At 73.5% G+C, this 18,922-nt stretch carries 18 protein-coding genes; 3 read left to right on the top strand and 15 right to left on the bottom strand.

Annotated elements, in window-relative coordinates:
- Positions 1-17 precede the first annotated feature (17 nt).
- The 10 genes from KBX63_RS04200 to KBX63_RS04155 all read right to left on the bottom strand — a co-directional run bounded on the left by KBX63_RS04200 (position 18) and on the right by KBX63_RS04155 (position 7,896).
- Positions 18-215 (bottom strand): hypothetical protein, encoded by a 198-nt coding sequence (locus tag KBX63_RS04200; protein ID WP_210908361.1) that lies wholly within the window; start codon positions 213-215, stop codon positions 18-20.
- Positions 212-544, bottom strand: a complete 333-nt coding sequence (locus KBX63_RS04195; protein WP_210908360.1) for a hypothetical protein — start codon at positions 542-544, stop codon at positions 212-214. The genes KBX63_RS04200 and KBX63_RS04195 overlap by 4 nt, the downstream gene beginning before the upstream one ends.
- The gene (locus KBX63_RS04190; protein ID WP_210908358.1) at positions 541-903 is read right to left on the bottom strand and encodes a DUF1622 domain-containing protein; all 363 of its coding nucleotides are present in this window, start codon (positions 901-903) and stop codon (positions 541-543) included. Before KBX63_RS04190 ends, KBX63_RS04195 begins: the two co-directional genes overlap by 4 nt.
- A 39-nt stretch (positions 904-942) precedes the next feature.
- On the bottom strand, positions 943-1,530 hold the full coding sequence (locus KBX63_RS04185; protein WP_210908577.1) for a TMEM165/GDT1 family protein: 588 nt from the start codon (positions 1,528-1,530) through the stop codon (positions 943-945).
- Positions 1,531-1,745: 215 nt separating this feature from the next.
- On the bottom strand, positions 1,746-2,711 hold the full coding sequence (gene egtD, locus KBX63_RS04180) for an L-histidine N(alpha)-methyltransferase (protein ID WP_210908357.1): 966 nt from the start codon (positions 2,709-2,711) through the stop codon (positions 1,746-1,748).
- A gap of 49 nt (positions 2,712-2,760) precedes the next feature.
- Positions 2,761-3,507, bottom strand: a complete 747-nt coding sequence (gene egtC, locus KBX63_RS04175) for an ergothioneine biosynthesis protein EgtC (protein WP_210908356.1) — start codon at positions 3,505-3,507, stop codon at positions 2,761-2,763.
- Positions 3,508-3,547: 40 nt separating this feature from the next.
- Complete coding sequence (egtB, locus tag KBX63_RS04170; protein WP_210908355.1) at positions 3,548-4,885, bottom strand: ergothioneine biosynthesis protein EgtB; 1,338 nt, start codon at positions 4,883-4,885, stop codon at positions 3,548-3,550.
- Between the two features lie 116 nt (positions 4,886-5,001).
- Positions 5,002-6,237 (bottom strand): ergothioneine biosynthesis glutamate--cysteine ligase EgtA, encoded by a 1,236-nt coding sequence (gene egtA / locus KBX63_RS04165; protein ID WP_210908354.1) that lies wholly within the window; start codon positions 6,235-6,237, stop codon positions 5,002-5,004.
- A gap of 161 nt (positions 6,238-6,398) precedes the next feature.
- Complete coding sequence (locus tag KBX63_RS04160) at positions 6,399-7,199, bottom strand: hypothetical protein (protein WP_210908352.1); 801 nt, start codon at positions 7,197-7,199, stop codon at positions 6,399-6,401.
- A 16-nt stretch (positions 7,200-7,215) separates the two neighbouring features.
- Positions 7,216-7,896 carry an RNA polymerase sigma factor gene (locus tag KBX63_RS04155; protein WP_210908351.1) on the bottom strand — a complete coding sequence of 227 codons (681 nt, stop codon included), beginning with the start codon at positions 7,894-7,896 and terminating at the stop codon, positions 7,216-7,218.
- A 531-nt stretch (positions 7,897-8,427) separates the two neighbouring features.
- Between KBX63_RS04155 and KBX63_RS04150 the strand changes: the two genes are divergently transcribed.
- Both KBX63_RS04150 and KBX63_RS04145 read left to right on the top strand, forming a co-directional pair.
- A complete protein-coding gene (locus KBX63_RS04150) occupies positions 8,428-9,783 on the top strand; it encodes a serine/threonine-protein kinase (RefSeq protein WP_307871606.1) in 1,356 nt (451 codons plus the stop codon).
- 113 nt (positions 9,784-9,896) lie between these two features.
- Positions 9,897-11,159, top strand: a complete 1,263-nt coding sequence (locus KBX63_RS04145) for a nucleotide sugar dehydrogenase (protein ID WP_210908348.1) — start codon at positions 9,897-9,899, stop codon at positions 11,157-11,159.
- Positions 11,160-11,235: 76 nt separating this feature from the next.
- Here KBX63_RS04145 and KBX63_RS04140 read toward each other — a convergent pair whose 3' ends face one another.
- The 5 genes from KBX63_RS04140 to KBX63_RS04120 all read right to left on the bottom strand — a co-directional run bounded on the left by KBX63_RS04140 (position 11,236) and on the right by KBX63_RS04120 (position 17,292).
- Positions 11,236-13,710, bottom strand: a complete 2,475-nt coding sequence (locus tag KBX63_RS04140) for an ABC transporter permease (RefSeq protein ID WP_210908343.1) — start codon at positions 13,708-13,710, stop codon at positions 11,236-11,238.
- Positions 13,711-13,715: 5 nt separating this feature from the next.
- Positions 13,716-14,498 (bottom strand): ABC transporter ATP-binding protein, encoded by a 783-nt coding sequence (locus tag KBX63_RS04135; RefSeq protein WP_210908342.1) that lies wholly within the window; start codon positions 14,496-14,498, stop codon positions 13,716-13,718.
- A gap of 146 nt (positions 14,499-14,644) precedes the next feature.
- Positions 14,645-15,310: a response regulator transcription factor gene (locus KBX63_RS04130; RefSeq protein WP_210908341.1), complete on the bottom strand. Its 666-nt coding sequence runs from the start codon at positions 15,308-15,310 to the stop codon at positions 14,645-14,647.
- Positions 15,307-16,518, bottom strand: coding sequence for a sensor histidine kinase (locus tag KBX63_RS04125; RefSeq protein ID WP_210908340.1), 1,212 nt, complete (start codon positions 16,516-16,518; stop codon positions 15,307-15,309). Before KBX63_RS04125 ends, KBX63_RS04130 begins: the two co-directional genes overlap by 4 nt.
- A 72-nt stretch (positions 16,519-16,590) precedes the next feature.
- Positions 16,591-17,292 carry a DUF305 domain-containing protein gene (locus tag KBX63_RS04120; RefSeq protein ID WP_210908339.1) on the bottom strand — a complete coding sequence of 234 codons (702 nt, stop codon included), beginning with the start codon at positions 17,290-17,292 and terminating at the stop codon, positions 16,591-16,593.
- Between the two features lie 138 nt (positions 17,293-17,430).
- Between KBX63_RS04120 and KBX63_RS04115 the strand changes: the two genes are divergently transcribed.
- Positions 17,431-18,876: an LVIVD repeat-containing protein gene (locus KBX63_RS04115; RefSeq protein ID WP_210908338.1), complete on the top strand. Its 1,446-nt coding sequence runs from the start codon at positions 17,431-17,433 to the stop codon at positions 18,874-18,876.
- The last annotated feature ends 46 nt before the right edge of the window (positions 18,877-18,922 follow it).

The following is an 18,922-nucleotide window of genomic DNA, read 5'->3' as shown; positions in this document are numbered from 1 at the left end:
CCCGGCCCGCCGTCCGGTCAGCGACCGCGTTCGGCGGGCCTGCGCTCCTCGGTCTCCTCGGACAGCGCCTCGGCTGCCGGCTCGGTGAGGTCGTCACCGGGCACCGCCACCTCCTCGGCGAGGTCCTGCTCGTCGGGCTTCCCGCCGGGCTGCGGCTCCGGAGCGGTGGCACCGCCGGCGAAGCCGTACTCGTTCGGTTCGTCGTGCCTGCTCATGTGGTCGTCCCTCCGCTCGCACCGGTTTCGCCTCGTACCGCCAACGGTAGGTGGTGGTCGTCCCCGGCGCAGGGCGGCCGGGATTGTCGACGCGACCACGGCGGTGCGGCGGCCAGCGCCGCCCCGAGCATCAGACGCAGGGCGACGATCGCCGCCGAACCGGCCAGGCCCGCCCAGCTCGGCTCCCCCACGAGCCGGAGCAGACCGGCCGCGGTCAGCAGGTCCAACACCACCCGGATGGCGGTTCGGCCGGCCCCGGTGCTGAGCACGGTGACCACACCGGTGACCAGAGCCAGCGTGGTCACCACGGTGACCAGCCCGTTGATCATGTCGGGCGCTCACCCTCGGCCACCTGCCGCTGCTCCTGACGGATCTCCCGGCCCAGGAAGTAGTTCAGCGCCGTCCGGATCGTGGCGATCGCGGCGAGCTGGCCGATCTGGGTGAACGACGGGGACACCGCGGTGCGCAACACGTCGGCCGCCAGCTGAAACTCCAGGCCGAGAGTGAGAAACCGGCCCAGAGAGAGCCGGATCGGGGTGAAGACAGCGGCGGTACGGCGTCGCAGCCCCTCGACCACGAACCGCACCGCCGCCCACACCGCGCCGACGAAGATCACCAGAGCGCCCGCGACCTCCACCACGGCGACCAGCACCGCGTCGCCCTGGCGCAGTAGCTCCGCCGCCTCCACCCCGGGCCGTTACCCGCCACCGGGGCAGGTAGTCGGCAATCAGGTCAGCTGGCTCACCGCCTCCAGGATCAGCCAGAGGCCGCAGATGGCGAAGAGCACCGCGGCGCCGTACTTGATGGCCTTCTCCGGCAGGCGGCGGCCGAGCATCCGGCCGACCAGGATGGCCAGCGCGTCCGCGGCCACCATGCCGATCGTCGAGCCGAGCCAGGTGCCGAACCAGCCGTACTTGGTGGCCAGCGTGATCGTGGCGAGCATCGTCTTGTCGCCCAGTTCGGCCAGGAAGAACGCCACCGAGACCGCGACGATCGCGGACTTGCTGGTCTTCTCGGCCTTGCGCTTCTCCTCGTCGGTCAGGCTGTCCCCGCGCAGGGTCCACGCGCCGAAGGCGAGGAACGCCAGGCCGGCCACCAGGGTGATCCACTCGGTGGGCAGCACGGCGCCGAGACCCGAGCCGATGGCGACCGACGCCAGGTGCACCACCGCCGTGGCGACGGTGATGCCGATCAGCACCGGCACCGGCCGGAACCGCGTGGCGAAGGTCAGCGCCATCAACTGGGACTTGTCCCCCAGCTCGGCGACGAAGATGACGCCGAAGCTGATGACCAGCGCGGCGAAGAATCCTTCCATGACACCCTTCCCGATCATGCCGGGAGGAGGTACAGGGGCGCCCTCGACCCGGCTGCAACAGCCTGAGTCGAAGGTCTCGCCCGCCCCGGAGACCGGGGCCGCGTGGCCGGATGCGGAACGCACCAGTATGTCGACCACGACATTGGGGGCTACTCCCCTTCGCGCGATCAGCCTAGCCGATCACCGTCCAGGCCGGCCCGGGCGGGTGAACAGGCTCACCGCGCCTGGGCCAGGGTGACCCCGAAGAGCCCCTCCGGGTCAGTCCAGAACTCCGCCGCGACAAAGCCGGCCGCGGTCAGCTCGGCGGCCACCCCCGCCGGGCGGAACTTCGCCGAGACCTCCGTGCGCAGCTCCTCACCCGCGGCAAACTCCACGGTCAGGTCCAGCACCCGGACCCGCATCCGCCGGGTCGCCCGCAGCCGCATCTCGATCCACTCGTGGTCCGGATCCCAGCGGGCGACGTGCTCGAACGCGTCCGGATCGAAGCCGGCGCCCAGTTCCCGGTTGATCACGTGCAGAACGTTCCGGTTGAACTCGGCCGTCACCCCGGCCGCGTCGTCGTACGCGGGCACGGTCACCGAGGGATCCTTCACCAGGTCGGTGCCGAGCAGCAGCCAGTCGCCGACCTCCAGCGCGGCGCGCATCGCGGCCAGGAACTCGGCCCGCTCGGCCGGCAGGAGGTTGCCGATGGTGCCGCCGAGGAACACCACCAACCGCCGGCCGCCGGTGGGCAGCCGGTCCAACTGCCGGGTGAAGTCCCCGACGATGCCGCGGACCCGCAGCCCCGGATAGTCGGCGGCGATCTCGGCGGTGGACCCACGCAGCGCGCTGACCGACACGTCGAGGGGGACGAAGGTGCCCAGCCCGCCCTGGCGGGTGAAGGCGTCCAGCAGCAGCCGGGTCTTCTCCGACGAGCCGGAGCCCAGCTCGATCAGGGTCTTGGCCCCGGTCAGCGCCGCGATGTCGGGAGCCCGCTCGATCAGCACAGCCCGCTCGGCCCGGGTCGGGTAGTACTCGGGCAAGCGGGTGATCTCCTCGAACAGCTCGCTGCCCCGGGCGTCGTAGAACCACTTCGGCGGCAGCCACTTCGGCTCGGCGCTCAGCCCGGCCCGGACGTCCTGGCGCAGCCCACGGTCCAGGTCCTGCTCCTCGAGGTAGATCTCCAGCGGTTCCGCCGTCATCACATCGCCTCTCTGTTCGGTCAACCGTCGCGTGCCCCACCGGTGCGGCTCACCGGGTCGGCAGTGGGCTCACTCGCACCTCGCTCGCAGTGGCGGTCACCAGGTGCCCCTCCGGCACCGGCCGCCATCCGGGGTCCTCGTCATGCGGCTCGGAGGCGAGCAGCACCGAGCCGGCCACCGCGCGTACCGACAGGGCGTGCCCAGCCACGCTGGCCACCGCCCGGCGCCCGTCGGTGAGCAGCAGGTTGAGCCGCGACCCCGGCGCCGCCGCGGCGACGTCGGCCACCGTCCGCCCGACCGCCTCCGCCGGATCTGTGCCGGCGCGCAGCCGCTGCCGGACCAGCGCCCACAGCAGCGCCGAGTCGGTGGCGGCGTCCAGAGTGAGCAGGTCGCGCACCGGCAGGCCGGCGGCGAGCGGCACCACGGCGTCCGGCCAGCCGCGCACCACCCCGTTGTGGCTGAACAGCCACCGCCCCTCGGCGAACGGCGCGGCGGCGCCGTCGAGCACCGCCATCCCGACGGTGGCCGAGCGGACCGCGGCGAGCACCGCACCGGCGCGGGTCACCGCCGCGAGCTGGGCGATGGTCGGGTCGCTCCAGATCGGCTGGGCCCGCCGGTAGCGCACCGGGTCGCCGTCGCCCGGGTACCAGCCGATGCCGAACCCGTCGGCGTTGATCGTGCCGCCGCCGCGCATGTCGCGGGGCGCCCAGGACTGCCGCACCAGCGAGTACGGAGGATCGAACAGCAACTCGGCCAGGGCGACCGGAGGCCCCAGGTAGGCCAGGTGGCGACACATCAGCGCACCCCGCCGGCCGGCTCGCCTGTGGCCCGGCGGATCACCGGTGCGACTCGTCCGGACGCGCGTCGCGGGCGCAGCGGAAGCCGCTGAAGATCTGCCGCCGGACCGGATAGTCCCAGTTGCGGAAGGTGCCCCGGCAGGCCGACCGGTCGGTGCCGAACGAGCCGCCGCGCAGCACCCGGTGGTCGTCGCCGAAGAAGACCTCCGAGTATTCGCGGTACGGGAATGCGGTGAAGCCGGGATGCCCGCGGAAGGCCGTCGAGGTCCACTCCCAGACGTCACCGATGAGCTGGTGCACGCCCAGCGGTGAGGCGCCGACCGGATACGCGCCCACCGGCGCCGGCCGCAGGTGGCGTTGGCCGAGGTTCGCGTGGGCGTCGGTCGGGTCGTCGTCGCCCCACGGGTAGCGGCGGGACCGCCCGGTCACCGGGTCCCAACGGGCCGCCTTCTCCCACTCCGCCTCGGTCGGCAGCCGCTTGCCGGCCCACGCCGCGTACGCCTCGGCCTCGTACCAGCACACGTGCACCACCGGCTCGTCGGCGCGGACCCGGTCCCACCGGCCGAACCGCTGGTACGACCAGCCGTCGCCGTCGGGGCGCCAGTGCATCGGCGCGCTGAGCTCCTGCTGAAGCCGGTGCGCCCAGCCGGCGGGGCTCCACCAGCGCGGGTCGGTGTAGCCACCGTCGGCGATGAAGGCCTGGTACTGGCCGTTGGTGACCGGGGTGGCGTCGATGAGGTACGCGGGCAGGTCGACGCGGTGCGCGGGGCGCTCGTTGTCCAGTGCCCACGGGTCGGTGTCGGTGCCCATGGTGAACGGGCCGGCCGGCACCAGCACCTCCCCGGCGACCCCGACGGGTGGCTCCGGCGGGGATGGGGCGTGCAGTACCGCCGGCCCCGAGCGCAGCTGGTGGGTGGCGAGCATCGTCTCGTCGTGCTGCTGCTCGTGCTGGACGATCATCCCGAAGGCGAACCCGTCGGCGAGCAGCGGCCGCTCGGTGAAGGTCACCGCGTCGAGCAGGTCGTGCACCTTGTCCCGGACCGTGCCCAGGTAGGCGCGTGCCTCCGCGGGTGGCAGCAGGGGCAGCGCGGGCCGGTCGCGGCGGGGTTGCTTGAACGCGTCGTACAGCTCGTCGATGTCGCACCGGACCGGCTCGCGGCCCCCGACGTCGCGGACCAGCCAGAGCTCCTCCTGGTTGCCGACGTGCGCCAGGTCCCACACCAGCGGCGACATCAGCGGCGAGTGCTGGCGCATCAGGTCGGCGTCGTCGACCACCTCGGTCAGCAGCGTGGTGCGGGACCGGGCCCGCGCCAGCTCCGCCGCGATCCGGACGCGCAACCGCTCCCCGTCGGCGTGACCTGTCGTGCTCGCGGTCACCGCGTCGCCTTTCGTTCCCGACTGCGGGGCTCGCAACCCCGGCTCACTCCTCGCGCTCACCGCATCGCCATTCGTTCCCGGCTGCGGGGCTCGCAACCCCGGCTCACTCCTCGCGCTCACCGGTCTCCCCTTTCCGCGGCGGCCAGCCGCCGGCGTACGTCACGCTGGATCTCGTCGTGGGTGCCGCCCGGCAGGTCGAGCCGGGCCAGTGTGGTCAGGGCCAGGTCGAAGAGCGCCGCCGCGGCGGTGGCCAGGGCCGGGTCGGCCAGGCCGTGCCGGGCGGCGGCCGACCAGCGGTGCGCCACCGGCGCGCCGATCGCGTACGCCGCGCGAACGGTGCCCGGATCGGCGAACAGGGCGGTCAGCACCGCCGTCGGGAGCCGCCAGTCCCGGCCGGGCTGGGCGTCCAGGTAACGCAGCTCCAGGTAGCCGCGCGGACGCACCGGCGGGAAGAGGGTGCTGACGTGGTAGTCGAGGTCGTCGGTGGTGGGTGGGCGGGGCAGCGCGCCGTCGAGCCAGTCGGCGAAGGTCACGCCGGGTGGCGGGGTCCAGTCCGGGCCGTGCCGGCGCAGGCAGAGCAACGGCGCGGCGAGCACGTACCGGATCCAGGTGGCGGTCGGGTCATCGTCGGCGCGGCCCGGCGCCCAGACGGGGCGGGTGCGGGCCGGATCGATGGCCAGCCAGGCGGCCATCCGGGCGGAGGCCCAGCCGGTGCGCCGCCCGGCGTGCCGGCTGGCGGAGGCGAAGGCCGCGAGCAGCGGCGGGCCGACCGCGTGGGCTGCGGACCACCGCGCGGCGACCTGGTCCGGCTCGCCGGCGTCGAGGCAGACCTGCAGGCCGGCGGTGCTGTACATCATCGTCCGGCCGGCCGGGCCGCGTCGGTCGAAGGCGCCACGCATGGCGCGGTAGCGGGGAGTTTCCAGCACCGGGCGAGGCCGGCGGTGCGGGTCGATGCCGCTGCGGCCGAGGATCAACCCGGCGGCAGCCAACAGGTCGGTGACCTGGGCGATGTCGGCCTCGGTGGCCTGGATCAACGAGGCGATCGAGGAGCGCGGCGGGGTGGAGATCTCGAGCTGGCCGCCCGGCTCCACGGTCACCGTGCCGCCGTGTCGCAGCGGCTCGGCCGGGCTGGTGGCGTCCAGCGTGACGGGGCTGTGCCGCCCCAGCGCCGCCCGCAGCCTGGCCGGATCGACGGGTCGGGCGGGGTCGGCGGCGTCGTGCACGGTCCATTCCAGTTCGACACCGGTGCGGGTGGGTGGGCCGGTCTTGAAGCAGATCCGGGCGAGGTGCCGGCCTGCGGCACCGGACTCGCGGAGGATCGCGCTGCGGTCCAGCTCGGGCGACGTCACCACCGGTCGGGCTCCTCTCCGTGCGCCGGCTCCGGAACACTGTGCCACCGTAAACCCACCCACCCACCGACACCGTCGGGGGCCGTCCGCGGCGCCACCAACCTCTGTCTAACAGACGAATTTCCCGGTGCAGGGCGGAACGAACGCCCCCGGCCGTCGGACGCTCACTCCGGGGCGGGCCGGCCGGTCGCCGGGTGTGACGGCTTGACCTTCGCCGATGTGGACGGCTTCGCCTCGGGCGCCAACCGCTGGCAGTACGCCTCGACCTCGCCGGCGCCGCCGGCGGCGGTCACCAGCTCCTGGAAGGTTGGCGTCCGCAGCGCCCTGTCCCGCTGCTCGGGCTTCTTGGCCTGCCAGGCACGGCACAGTCCGCGCAACTGGTCGACGTTCGCCGCGCCCGCGGAGGGTGTGCCGATCGTGGACGGCGTGCTGGTGGCGGACGGCGTGCCGGGCGTGGACCGGCTGGGCGCGGCGGTGCGGTCGAGGGACGGGGTCGCCTCGACGTCGCTGAGGGTCGGCGACGGGCTGCTGGGTGGCACCGGAACCGGGTCCGGCGCCCGGTCCAGGGTGACCGCCGCGAACGCGGCGCCCGCGGTCGCGGTGGCCGCCAGCGCGCCTGTCCAGGCCACCGCGCTGGTGGTCAGCCGGCGACGGTGCGGCCGACGGGCCACGGTGGGCGCCGGGTTGGCCCGAGCGGCCCGGAACGCGGCCAGTGCGGCCTCCTCACCGGCCAGCTCGCCGGGCCGGGCGGGGCCGGCGGCCGCGGCGAGAAGCCGGGCCAGCGGGTACGCCACGTTCACGTCGGGGTCGGCGGGGGTGGACGCGCGGACCTCGGCCGTCACGGCGTCCGGGTCGGCGGGGGTGGACGTGCGGACCTCGTCCGGCGCAGCGCCGGCGCGGGTCGCGTCGAGCAGCCGTTCGGTCTCGGCTCGCTCGGCCCCTCGGTCGGACCGGTTCGGGTTCATCCGGAATCCCCTCACGTCAGCCGTCCGCCGGTTCAGCGTGCGACGTCCGCGGGGACCGGCCGGTGCGCGGACGGGGCGGCGGGACACCCTCGTCGCCCACCGACGGCGCGACGCCGTCGGCGGCCAGGGACGGCCCGACACCGTCGGCCGGGGGCGTGACCGGTTCCTGCCGTTCCATCAGGGCGGCGAGCCGTCGCAGGCCTCGGTGGGCCGCGGTCCGGACGGCGCCGGCCCGGCGGCCCAGCACACGGCCGGCGGACTCCGCGTCAAGGCCGATCACGGCCCGCAACAGGACCGCCTCGGCCTCGCGGGGCGGCAGGGTGGCGATCAGGGCCAGGGCCGCCTCGGTGCCGATCGTCTCGCCCGCCCGCTCAGCGGTGTCTGCGTCGCCGGCCAGGTCGGCGAGCGCCTGCACCGGAACCGGCATTGACGGTCGGCGGCGCAGCCGGCGCAGGTGGTCCATCGCCCGGTTGCGGGCGATGGTGACGGTCCAGGCGCGGAACTCGCCGCCGGTGAAGCTGGGCAGGTCGCGGGATATCTGCAGCCAGGTCTCCGACGCGACGTCCTCGGCGTCCGCGCCGACCAGGGCGGTCAGATAGCGCAGCAGACCGGGTTGGAGGCTGCGGTAGAGAAAGCGGAAGGCGTCCTCGTCTCCGTCCTGCGCTGCGGTGACCGCCTCCGACAGCTCGCCGGTCATCCGCGGGCCACGGATCGTCCGGGGCGCCCCGGCCGGATCCACCGCACCGGAGCGTTCCAGGCGGCGTGAACCGTTGGCCCGACCAGCTCCCGCACCGCACCGCCCCTCCGCCGAACGTGATCGCGCCCGCGCCATGGTGGGTCGGGGCGGGATGTCTGGACCAGCGCCACGGCGGGCGGTTCTCGACGCGCTGCCCCCCGGCTGGCCCGAGCCGGGCTAACGCTAGGAGGCAACCAAAGGGGCGACAAGTCGGCACCACGTCACGGAAGAGTGACAATTATCTAGCCCGCCGAACGGCGCGTCGCCGTAACGGATCGTGACCAGCGGACGCTCCGCGCCCCGAGGGGCGCTTTTCCGCCGTCGCCGGGCAAGCGTACGCCGCCGTGTGTCGGGTTTCGTCACAGAATGTTGCCGCAGCGTCACAACCCGGTCCATGTCCACACAGGTCAGACCGGATGGCCCGGCCGGTACGGCCACCCGGCCGACCAGCCGCGGCGCGCCGTTCCACGCCGCTCTGGGTACGGTAATGCCGTGTTGTCTTCGGAGGTCGTGCTCAGCGGTCGGTACCGCCTTGACGAACGTGTCGCCACCGGCGGCATGGGCGACGTCTGGCGTGCCTCCGACCTGGTCCTCGGCCGTCAGGTCGCGGTCAAGGTCCTGCTGCCGGCGCTGGTCTCCGACCCCGACTTCATCGCCCGGTTCCGGGCCGAGGCGCGGATCATGGCGGCGCTGCGGCACCCGGGCATCGTCCAGGTCTACGACTGCGGCGAGGACGACCTGCCCGACGGCGGTCGGGCCGACTACCTGGTCATGGAGTTCGTCGACGGCGAGCCGCTGTCCAAGCGGATCGAGGCGGCCGGCCGGCTCGACGTGGCCGAGACGACGTCGATCGTGGCCCAGGCGGCCCAGGCGCTGAACGCGGCGCACCGCGGCGGCATCGTGCACCGCGACGTCAAGCCCAGCAACCTGCTGGTGCAGGAGGACGGCACGGTCGTCCTGGTGGACTTCGGCGTGGCCCGTTCGACCAACGTCACCAGCATCACCAGCACCAACGCGGTGCCGGGCACGGCCCTCTACATGGCGCCCGAGCAGGCTGCCGGCCGGCCGGTCAGCGGCGCCACCGACATCTACGCCCTGGGCGCGGTGGCGTACTGCTGCCTCACCGGCGGTCCGCCGTTCACGGGCGACAACCCGCTCCAGGTCGCCGTCCGGCATCTGGACGACGAGCCGCCGGAGCTGCCGCACGACATCCCGGAGGCGGTCCGCGCCCTGGTGTCCCAGGCACTGGCCAAGGATCCGCTCGATCGGTTCAGCAGCGGCGCGGCGATGGCCGAGGCGGCCAGGTTGGCGGTGACCGGCGGCGAGCCACCCACCGCGATGGTGACGGCGGCGACCCCGCTGCGGGACGCCGGACCGGGCACCCGCACTGACGTGCCGCTCGGCGCGGCGGTGGCCGGCCGTCGGCGACGCCGTGGTCCGCTGGTCGGCGCGGCCGCGGCCGCCCTGGTCGCGCTGGTCGGCCTCGGCGCCGCCCTGGGCGCGGCGCGGAACGCCGGCGAGGTCCCGGCGGTCAACCTGCCGACCACCACGCCGACGTCGGAGACGACTCGCCAGATGGACCTGCCGGCGGTGAATGAGGAGATCACCGAGAAACCGACCCGGCCGAACCGGCCGAACGTCCCCGACACCACCCCGTCGGCGACGGTCAGCGCGACGCCGAGCGCACAGCCCAGCGAGACGGCCAGCACGCCGACGCCGACGCCGAGTACGACCACCCCGACGCCCATCGATCCGACGACCCCGCCGCCCAACGACCCGTCACCCTCGGCCGAGCCGTCCACCACCACGAGCCCGCCGACCGAACCAGCGGGGCCACCAGCCGGCTGAGCTGGGCGGCCCATCCGCCCCACCAGCACCGATTTCCCCAAAACGGACTTACGTCGCCGAAGACCTCTCTAGGCTCTCAGCAGGTCATTTCCCCATCTGCCGCGGGAGCCCGGGTGAGCGCTGAGAAGCTGGTCGTGATCGGCCAGGGGTACGTCGGACTGCCGTTGGCCATGCGAGCCGTCGAGGCGGGCCTGGACGTGGTCGGCCTCGACGTCGACGCCGACAGGGTGAAGCGGCTCGCCTCCGGCGAGTCGTTCGTCGAGGACATCCCGACCGACCGGCTGGGCCGGGCGCTGGGCAGCGGCCGGTACCACCCGAGCACCGAGTACGCCGACGCCGAGGGCTTCGACATCTGCGTCATCACCGTGCCCACCCCGCTGCGCGACGGCACCCCCGACCTGAGCTTCGTCGAGCAGGCCGGTATCGCGATCGGCCCGTACGTGCGGCCGGGCAGCACCGTGATCCTGGAGTCGACCACCTATCCGGGCACCACCGAGGAGCTGCTGCGACCACTGCTGGAGTCGGCCAGCGGGCTGCACAGCCCGGGCGACTTCCACCTCGGCTACAGCCCGGAGCGGATCGACCCGGGCAACCCGACCTGGCGGCTGGAGAACACCCCGAAGGTGGTCTCCGGTGTGGACCCGGCGTCGCTGGCCCGGGTGGACGGGTTCTACCGGCGCCTCGTGGAGCGCACCGTACCGGTGGACTCCACCCGGGTCGCCGAGCTGACCAAGCTGATCGAGAACACCTTCCGGCAGGTCAACATCGCGCTGATCAACGAGCTGACGATGCTCTCGCACCACCTGGACATCGACGTCTGGCAGGCGATCGACGCGGCGGAGACCAAGCCGTTCGGCTTCCTGCCGTTCCGCCCCGGCCCCGGCGTCGGCGGGCACTGCCTGCCGATCGACCCGTGCTACCTGTCCTGGCAGGTCAAGCGCCGCCTCGGCCGACAGTTCCGGTTCATCGAGCTGGCCAACGACGTCAACCACGAGATGCCCGAGCACGTCGCGCAGCGGATCATGGCTGGGCTGAACCGGACGGGCAAGGCGGTCAGCGGGGCCCGGCTGCTGCTGCTCGGGCTGGCGTACAAGAAGAACACCGGCGACATGCGGGACTCCCCCGCGGTCGACGTGGCCCGGCGGTTGCAGGCCCTCGGCGCCGAGGTCCACGCGGTCGAGCCGTACGCCGAGGCGCACCAGATTCCCGCCGGGGTGACCGTGGTCGGGCTGACCGAGCGCGAGGTGCGGGCGGCGGACGCGGTGGTGGTGGTCACCGACCACGACAGCTTCGACTACGACCTCGTGGTCCGGCACGCCCGCTACGTCTTCGACACCCGCAACCGGTGCGCCGGCCCGATGGTCGAGCGCCTGTAGACCCGGCACCGCTGGCCGGTCCCGCCGCCGAGGAAGACGGCGGGGCCGGCCGGCGGATGTCCGTCCGCGTCGCGGGTCACAGGTCGCCGAGCGCCTCGACGACCGGCCGGGACAGCGCCCGGCGGGCCGGTAGCACCGAGGCGAGCAGGGCCGCCAGCACGGCGACGCCGAGGATCAGCCCGAGCTGACCGAGCGGCAGCACCAGCTGGAACTCCTCGTCGAGACGGGCCAGCAGGGCCATCGCGGCGGCGCTGACCCCGGTGCCCAACCCGACCCCGAGCACCGCGCCGACCAGCGCCATCAGCACCGCCTCCACGGCCAGCATGGCCCGCATCCGGCCGCGGGTGAGCCCGACCGCCCGCAGCACCGCGTTCTCCCGGGTGCGCTCCACCACCGAGAGACTCAGTGTGTTCGCCACCCCGACCAGGGCGATCACCACGGCCAGGCCGAGTAGCGCGGTGACGAGGGCCAGCAGCATGTCCACCGTGCCGGTGAGCATCTTCTTGTACGCGCCCTGGTCCATCAGGTTCACCGTCGGGTACCGGCCGAGCACCGCTTCGATCGCGTCCCGGGCCCGATCGGCACCCACCCCGGCGGCGGGCTCGATCTCGGCGAGGAAGCCCCGCTGATCGGGGAAGAGTGCGGCGAAGTCCGCGTCGACCATGTCGATGACGTGACCGGCGGGCGCGCCGTTGGCCGCCGTGTCGGCGGCGACGATCGCGGCCACCCGGAACGGCCGCCCGCGGACGGTGACCGGCGAGCCCACCTGCCAGCCGCGCGCCTCCGCGAGCTCCTGCCGCACCAGCACCTGCCCCGGCCCGAGCCGGCCGACGTCACCCGCGAGCACGCCGGTCAGCGTCCGGCCGACCAGCGCCGGGTGGGCGGAGCGGACCTCGAGGCCGGCGCTGACCGCGCTGCGCTGCTCGTGCACGACACCCAGCTCGGGGCGGGCCGCCAGCTCCCCGGCGAGCGGGGCGGGCAGGTCCTGGCCGATGCCGCTGACCACGAAGTCGGTCCCGATCTGGGTGTCCACGCTGCGTTCGATGCCCTCCTTGGTGCTGTGCGCGCCGACCACGAACGCCGACACCAGTCCGATGCCGATCACCAGGGCGGTGGCGGTCGCGGCGACCCTGCGCGAGTTGCGGACCGCGTTGGCGACCGCGAGCGAGGCGGTCGCCCCGGCGAGGCGGCGGGCCGGCCAGCCGAAGGCCCGGACCAGCGCCGGGACGAGCACCGGCCCGAACAGCACGATCCCGAAGAAGGCCAGCACCCCGCCGACGGCCACCAGCAGCACCTGACCGGCGTCGGCGGCGCCGGCCAGTGCGGCGACGCCGGCGGCCAGCACCACCGCGCCGAGAGCCAGCCGGAGCCAACCCGCGCCCCGGCTGGGCTGCACCGCGGCGTCGGTGAGCGCGGCGATCGGGGCGATCCGGGTGCCCCGCCAGGCCGGTAGCAGCGCGGAGCCGACGGTGAGCACGGTGCCCAGCAGCAGGCTGGTCAGCACGGTGGAGGCGGCCACCGTCAGCCCGCCGGTGACGGGCATGTCCAGCCGGGACAACAGCAGCCGCATCCCGGCCGCGAGGGCCACCCCGAGCAGCACCCCGAGCGCGGAGGCCACCATCCCGACCACCGCCGACTCCAGCAGGGCGGCCCGGAAGACCTGCCCCCTGGTGGCGCCGACCAGCCGGAGCAGCGCCGTCCGCCGGGTGCGCTGGGCCAGCACGATCGCGAAGGTGTTGGCGATCACGAAGCCGGCCACCACCACGGCGACGCCCGCGAAGATCAGCAGCACCATGGTGAACGTGTCGAGGTCCCGGACGGCGTCGTCGACGGCCTCGTCGAGGATCTGCTGTCGGCTCTTCACGCTGGCGTCGGCGCCCACGACGGCGCGCACCCGGTCGGTCACCGCCGTGGCGGAGGTTCCCGGCCGGACGGCCACCATGATCCGGCCGTATCCACGCTCGCCGGTGACCGCGAGCGCGTCCGGCCCGACCAGGCCGATGAAGGGACCGCCGACGTCGCGTGCGGTGCCGGCCACGTCGACGGCGCCGACCAGGGTGTACGGGCGGGCAGCGCCGCCGGTGCCGCCGATCCGGACCGGGGTGCCGAGGGAGAATCCCTCCTCGGCGACCGTCGGCGCGTCGAGCACCACCTCCCCGGCACGGTCGGGCAGCCGGCCGGCGACGACGTCGTACGAGCGCAGCGCGTCCTCGGTGGGGATGGCGGCGAGCACGGTGAAGCCGAGCACCGGCCGGCCGTCGGCGCCGACGATCCCACCGGTGTTCGTCAGCTCGCCGGCGGCGGCGTCCACCCCGTCCACCGCCCGGACCCGGTCGACGAGGCTGGCGGGCAGCGGCTGATCGCCGGTGGCGTAGACGCCCAGGTCGGTGTGCCGATCGAAGGTGCCGGCCCGGTCGTACGCGCCGGCACGCATCCCGTCGACCAGGATCAGGGTGCCGGCGATGAACGCGACGCCGAGCACGACGGCCAGCGCGGAGAGCAGCATGCGCAGCGCCTCGGCGCGTAGTGAGCGCAGGGTCAGGCGGATCATCGCGGTCACCGCCCCCGGGCCGGCACGGGGCGGGCGGGGTCGAGGCCGGCCAGGGTGTCCAGCACCTGCTCGGCGGTGGGTGCGGCGAGGTCGCCGACCAGCCGTCCGTCGGCCAGGAAGACCGCCCGGTCGGCGTGCCCGGCGGCCACCGGGTCGTGGGTCACCATGATCACGGTCTGGCCCAGGGTGTCGACGGCCTCGCGCAGCAGCCGCAGCACCTCCGCCCCGGAGCGGGAGTCCAGGTTGCCGGTCGGTTCGTCGGCGAAGATCACCCACGGCTTGGTGATCAGGGCGCGGGCCACCGCGACCCGCTGCTGCTGGCCACCGGAGAGCTCCGCGGGCCGGTGCCGCAGACGGTCGGCCAGCCCCACCGCCGCCACCACCTGACGCAGCCAGCCCGGGTCGGGCCGCCGGCCGGCGATGGCCAGCGGCAGCACGATGTTCTCCTCGGCGGTCAGCGCCGGCAGCAGGTTGAACTTCTGGAAGACGAAGCCGACCCGGTCGCGGCGCAGCAGGGTGAGCCGCCGGTCGTCGAGCCGGCCGAGGTCGGCCGCGCCGATCCCGACCGTGCCGGCGCTCGGGCGGTCCAACCCGGCCAGGCAGTGCATCAGCGTCGACTTGCCGGAACCGGACGGCCCCATGATGGCGGTGAACCGGCCGGCGGCGACATCGAGGTCGACCCCGTCGAGCGCGACGACCGCGGCGGGACCACTGCCGTACCGTTTTTCCAGGCCACGGGCAGTGACCGCAACGCCGTTGCCGGCGTGGGCGGGAGGTGCGAGGGACATGTGGGGCTCCCGGTCAGGGTGCGGATCGGACCCCTGAAACGCTATGGCCGGCGCGGGTCAGTCGATCTCCACCTGCGCGCTCGACCTGGGTGCGTCCCGGGTCGCGGTGCGCCCGCCGCGCGGTACGACCCAGGTCGTACGCCGGGTCATCCGCCGGGCGTGACCAGCCCGCTCTCGTACGCCAGCACCACCGCCTGGACCCGGTCGCGCAGCTGGAGCTTGGCCAGGATCCGCCCGACGTGGGTCTTCACCGTCGCTTCGGCCACGTGTACCCGGGCGGCGATCTCCGCGTTGGACAGCCCCTGCGCGACCAGCAGCAGCACCTCCCGCTCCCGCTCGGTGAGCTGCTCCAGTCGGGGGTCGGTGGTCGGGCCGGCGCCGAGCTGGCCGGCGAACCGGTCCAGCAGCCGCCGGGTGATGGAGGGCGCGACCACCGAATCGCCCTCGGCGACCACCCGGATCGCGGCCAGCAGCTCCTCCGGCGGGACGTTCTTGAGCAGGAAGCCGCTCGCCCCGGCCTGCAACGCGGCGAACGCGTCCGCCTCGGTGTCGAAGGTGGTCAGCACCAGCACCCGGGGAGGGCCGGCGGGCCGGTCCGCGCAGAGCCGCCGGGTCGCCTCCACGCCGTCCATGGTCGGCATCCGGATGTCCATCACCACCACGTCGGCCTCGGTGCGGGCGAGCACCCGCAGCGCGTCCGCGCCGTCGATGGCCTCCCCGACCACCTCCAGGTCGGGCTGGGAATCCAGCACCATCCGGAACCCGGCGCGCACCAGCGCCTGGTCGTCCACGATCACCACTCGGACCGTCATGCCGCGATCACCTCCGTTGCGGGCTCCGACGGTAGCGGCAGCCGGACTTCGAGCTGCCAGCCCCCGGCCAGCCGGGCGCCGGCGGTGAGGCTGCCGTCGTACACCGTCACCCGCTCCCGCATGCCGAGCAGACCGTGACCGCCGGACGGCGCCGGGCTGACCACCGGCCGGCCCCGACCGTCGTCGACGACCCGGACCACGACGGCGTCGGCGCCGTACGTCAGGGTCAGCTCGACGCCGGCACCGACGCCGGCGTGCTTGAGCGCGTTGGTCAGCGCCTCCTGCACCACGCGGTAGATGGTCAACTCCAAGCCGGGTGGGAGCGCCGGTGGCTCGCCGTCGACGGTGTGCCGGATGAGCAGCCCGGCGTCGCGGAACCGGGCCAGCAGGTCGGGCAGCTCGGCCAGGGCCAGCCGGCGGTGTTCCGGGTCGGCGGCCACCACGGGCCCGCCCGCTCCGGTCGGGCCGGCGTCGCGCAGGACGCCGACGAGCCGCCGCATCTCCTCCAGGGCCTGCCGGCCGGTGTCGGCGACGACCTTGACGGCGGTACGCGCCTGCTCGGGGTCGCGGTCCAGCATGAACCGCGCGCCGTCCGCCTGGACGATCATCACCGCCATGCTGTGCGCCACCACGTCGTGCAGCTCGCGGGCGATCCGGGTGCGCTCCTCGGCGACCGCCGCGCGGGACTCGGCCTCGCGCTCACGCTCCAGCGTGCTGGCCCGCTCCTCCAGGCTCACCACGTAGAGGCGGCGGGTCCGGACGTTCAGCGCGAACAGCCAGACCGCGCCGGTGACCAGCGCGTACCACAGCGCGGTCACCCACCAGTCGATGACGCCCTGGGTCTGCGCGGCGGCGAGCAGCACCCCCACGGCGGCGACAGCACCCGCGAGCACGCCGTCGCGCAGCCGTTCGCCGTACTTCACCACGCTGTAGAGCGCGATCAGGACGGCGACGTCGAAGGGGAGCGGACCCCACTGGGCGATCACCTGGACCAGGGCGAGCACCGCGACCACCACGGTCACCGCGCCCGGGTGCGAGCGGCGGAACAGCAGCGCGACCGCCATCCCCGCGCCGACCAGCGTGGCGGCCCAGCCGCCCGGCTGGTTCGCCGCGCCGGCCAGGCCGACGAGCACCACCAGGCCGGAGACGGCCACGTCGAAGGCGACGCCGCGCAGCGGGCGACCGAACATCGTGCGTCTCACGGTCACCCAGCGTACGTGCCGAGCGGCCTCATCTCCCGGGCGCCGTGCGTGCGGGCCCGAGCTGCCGGGCGGGCGGGCTCAGTTGCCGAGGACCTCGCGCATGCGGTCGATCTCGACGGTCTGCTCGGTGGCGACCGAGTTGGCGAACTCGTTGAGCGTCAGGTCGGAGCCGACCTTGAGCAGGTCGGTGGAAATCTCGATGGCGCCCTGGTGGTGTTCGGTCATCATCCGGACGAAGAGACGGTCGAAGTCGGCGCCGCGGGCGGCGGCCAACTGCCGCATGGCTTCCGGCGACTGCATGCCCCGCATGGTGCCGTGGTCGTGCCCCTGGGCCTCGGGCGAGAGGCCGCGGGTCTGCAGCCAGCCGCGCATCATGCCCATCTCCGGCCCCTGGCTGGCCCGGATCCGCTCAGCGAGGGCGCGGACGTCCGGGTCGGCGGCGCGGTCGGGGGCGAGCTCCGCCATCTCCAGAGCCTGCGCGTGGTGCGGGATCATCATCCGGACGTACATGACGTCCAACGAGTTGTGCGGGGCCGGGCCCGCGTCGCGGACCTCGTGGGCCGGGCGGGTGGTCGCCGACTCGCCCGGACGGCCGGGCACGATGACGGTCAGGTCGGTGGGAACGGGGCTGGCCGCCGGTGTCGAGGTGGCAGGTGCGGAGACCGGCTGCGCGGCGCCCGTTTCGTGGTCGCCGCCTGCGCGGACCAGAACGAACGCCACCAGCGCCAGCACGAGCGTCAGTGTGACGACCGCAAGGGTCCGTGTGCGCCGACTGGTCATGGGCCACTCCCTGGGGTCGAGGTCATCGCGATGCTATCCATTGAGGAGAACGGTTCGATGTGACCCAGGTCACATCGATGCTCTTCATCCGGCGGTAAGGTGTCGACCATCGTCTCCCCCTTGCGAAGGGCCTCGCCGATGATCAGACTCCACATGCCACGGTTACGACAACTCCGGATCGTCGGCCTCGCCGCGACCGGGCTGCTCGTCGCCAGCGTCCTCGTCGCCCCGGCAAGCAACGCTCAGGTCGCGTCGCAGTCGGCTCCGACGACCGCCGCCGCGAACACCATCCCCGGCGTCGACGAGATCGTGAGCAGCCCCAACCTGCGCCAGATCGCCAACGTGCCCAAGGTCGCTCCCCTGGACGCGACCAACAGCGACATCGCCTTCCAGGGCAAGTACGCGTTCGCCGGCAACTACAACGGCTTCGTCATCTACGACATCTCGCGGCCCAGTGCGCCGAAGGTCGTGTCCCGGGTCCTCTGCCCGGGGTCGCAGAATGACATCTCCGTCCACGGTGACCTGCTCTTCCTCTCCACCGACTCGTCCCGCAGCGACGACTCCTGCAACAGCACGGCGCAGGGGGCGGACGTGAAGGGGTCCTGGGAGGGCATCAAGGTCTTCGACATCAAGAACAAGGCCAACCCGCGGTACGTGAAGTCCGTGGAGACCGCCTGCGGCTCGCACACCCACACCCTGGTGCCGGGCAAGAGCAGCAAGACGGTCTACCTGTACGTCTCGTCGTACAGCCCGCGGGCCGAGTTCCCGGACTGCCAGCCGCCGCACGACTCGATCTCCATCATCAAGGTGCCGGTGAAGAAGCCGACCGACGCCTCGGTGATCGCGGCCCCGAACCTCTTCCCGGACGGCGGTTTCCCGGGCAGTGGGACCGGGTCGGCGACCACCGGCTGCCACGACATCACCGTCTACCCGGCCAAGGACCTGGCCGCCGGCGCGTGCATGGGTGACGGCATCCTGCTCGACATCCGCGACCGGGAGGCGCCCCGGGTGATCAACCGAGTGCGCGACACGGTCAACTTCGCGTTCTGGCACTCGGCCACGTTCAACAACGCCGGCACCAAGGTGATCTTCACCGACGAGCTGGGTGGCGGCGGCGCGGCGACCTGCAACGAGGCCATCGGCCCGAACCGGGGCGCGGACGCCATCTACGACATCACCGGTCGCGGTGACGCTCGGACGATGCACTTCCGCAGCTACTACAAGATCCCCCGCAACAACGCGGACACCGAGAACTGCGTGGCGCACAACGGCTCGCTGATCCCGGTGCTCGGGCGGGACATCATGGTCCAGGCGTGGTACCAGGGCGGCATCTCGGTCTGGGACTTCACCGACTCGTCCAACCCGAAGGAGATCGCCTTCTGGGAGCGCGGGCCGCTGTCGGCCGACACGTTCGTCGGCGGTGGCACCTGGTCCGCGTACTACTACAACGGGCACATCTACTCGAACGACATGGTGAAGGGCCTGGACGTCCTGGAGCTGAACGACTGGCGCACCTGGTCGGCCAAGCTGGTCAAGTACAAGGAGCTCAACGTGCAGACCCAGCCCAGCTACCTGAGCTGGTAGGCACCGAGCACTGAACTGACAGGCACCGAGCACGACGCCGGGCCCG

This window comes from Micromonospora sp. U21 (genome assembly GCF_018070045.1).
GTDB lineage: Bacteria > Actinomycetota > Actinomycetes > Mycobacteriales > Micromonosporaceae > Micromonospora.
This window is presented reverse-complemented; position numbering and strand designations above follow the sequence as displayed.